This window comes from Mycobacterium sp. (genome assembly GCF_049281135.1).
Lineage (GTDB): Bacteria > Actinomycetota > Actinomycetes > Mycobacteriales > Mycobacteriaceae > Mycobacterium.
The window spans coordinates 1-1,541 of record NZ_JBAPRN010000700.1; the positions used below are offsets into that span (position 1 = coordinate 1).

The following is a 1,541-nucleotide window of genomic DNA, read 5'->3' on the forward strand; positions in this document are numbered from 1 at the left end:
GCCCAACCGCCGGCGAACCCGGCGCCCCCGGCGGCCCATCCGCCGCCAGCCAACCCATCACCTTCGCTGGCAACGCCGCCGAGACCAGCCCTGGCACCACTGAGCTCCGCCCTGGTCTCGGCGGGGCCGCCGGCAAAGGCGGCATCGGAGGCGAGGGAGCCCGCGGCGTCCTGCGTGAAAGGGAGTAAGCAAGCAAGCAACCGACGGAGAGGCCCGCTTTCAGCGGGCCTCTCTGCTGTTCGAGCCAGGCCTCATCCACGGTTGCCCTCGACTCCGCGTACGGCGTGAATTCCCTGAGAACTCCCAATGAAATTGTGCGTTCAGTAGCGCCGCTTGCTTCGCCAACTACGTTGAGGCGCAGTCGAGGAAATAACCACCGCGCGGGAAGCCACGCCGATCAGATGGCAGCTTTCGCGATATCGCCTCTAGCAGAACGCATTTCGATTGGCTTCACGCGTATCGCAATCATTGACAGTGCCCGGCCGAGCCAGCCCACTGATCGAGCGGATGGAATTTGATGGCCATAACCCCACCGGATCTCTACGCGCTCATCGGCGAACAACCCCGGCAACAATCGAATAATGCCTGGCCAAAAGAGTCCTTACACACCATCTCCCCGCGATGATCGGCGGCAGACCCGATGTGGCTGAACTCATTTCGGCAATGCCTTAACAACGTCAACAATGCACGATAGTCTCACCCCATGTCTGACAGGCCTATAGCTAAGTCCGCCGCTGCGGAAACCCCGAAGCCGTCCACCGTTAGCCAGGAGTCTTCCTCCAAGAAACCGGTGCCCGTCCCCCCCTCGTCGGGGGCATCGCGGTGGCTCCCGCTCGCGGCCCTGGTAACCGCCCTGATAGCCGTCGTCCTTGCCGGCCTGGCGTACTTCCTCCCCGCGCACAAAAGCGCCTCCGTACCCCAGCAAGGCGGTGACGCGAAAGCGAACGTGTGCGCCGCCTACAACACTTCCCACAAAGCGGTGGTCATCAATACCCACATGCAAAGCCGGAACATCAACGACCCGGTTTCCGACCTCACAGTGGCCACCAATGCGCGTTTGGCCCTCATCGGGGGTGGCGCATACCTGCGCGAACGGCTCGCCTCAAATACCGCGGCCCCAAGTGATCTCACCGATGCCGCATATACCTTCGCGAACACAGTCGAACAGCTGGGCGTCAACTACCTGGTCCAAGCGGGACCCGAGGTTCAGGACCCGGTGCGGAAAGACCTCGACAACCAGATCACTCAACTCAACAAGTTGTGCGGATAACTGACGTGCCGGCATATCGCCGTCGTATGGCCGTACTCGGTGCGGCTGGCGGAATATTTCTCGCCGCGGCGGCGAGCTCGCTGATCACCGCAACCGTCGCAAGCGCTGACTTGGCGCACCCTGCGGTCAACACCGTCAGTGGTCCGGCCTTCTTCGATCCCCCCGGCGGTGACGGCGGCGGTGGCCAAGGTGGAGCAGGCGGCCACGGCGGCAACGGCGGCCAAGGTGGAGCGGGCGGCAACGGCGGTCATGGCGGTATGGGCGGTAGCCC

At 63.6% G+C, this 1,541-nt stretch carries 2 protein-coding genes and 1 pseudogene; all 3 read left to right on the forward strand.

Annotated elements, in window-relative coordinates; all coding sequences use genetic code 11:
• A pseudogene (locus WAN02_RS27970) lies at nucleotides 1-188 on the forward strand (hypothetical protein); the annotation flags it as partial.
• A gap of 602 nt (nucleotides 189-790) precedes the next feature.
• Entirely contained in the window at nucleotides 791-1,270 is a 480-nt protein-coding gene (locus WAN02_RS27975) for a hypothetical protein (RefSeq protein WP_422268526.1), read from the forward strand.
• Between the two features lie 26 nt (nucleotides 1,271-1,296).
• Nucleotides 1,297-1,541 (forward strand): hypothetical protein (locus tag WAN02_RS27980; RefSeq protein WP_422268528.1); only part of this gene is annotated, 245 nt, incomplete at its 3' end.